1 protein-coding gene is annotated in these 378 nt (G+C 63.3%); it reads right to left on the bottom strand.

What is annotated here, in order from left to right:
• Positions 1-378: calcium-binding protein (locus tag AC1DWZ_RS23950; protein WP_477171481.1), on the bottom strand; the 378-nt coding region annotated here is incomplete at both ends.

The raw sequence follows: 378 nt of genomic DNA on the forward strand, positions 1-378 counted from the left end.
CCCGTGCTGGTGCCCGACAGCTCCGTGACGATGTCGCCGGCATTGTCCACCACATAGGTGTCGTTGCCGTTCCCACCTTCCAGCGTGTCGATACCCGCACCACCGTCGAGGCGGTTGRCGCCGGTATTGCCGCGCAGCGTGTCGTTGAAGGCCGACCCGGTCAGCCCGTCAATCGTCGTATAGGTGTCACCCGCCGCATCGCCGGTATTGTTGGCAACCRTCGTCAGGTCGGCAACCACGCCCACTGTTGCCGTCTCGTAAGAGGCAATGTCGAGCGTTTCGGCACCACCCGTCAACGCATCTGCACCGGCACCACCGATCAGGATGTCGTTGCCCGTGCCACCCAACAGCGTGTTGGCAAGCTCGTTGCCGATCATC

It is taken from the genome of Dongia sp. P2_B8, assembly GCF_056404715.1.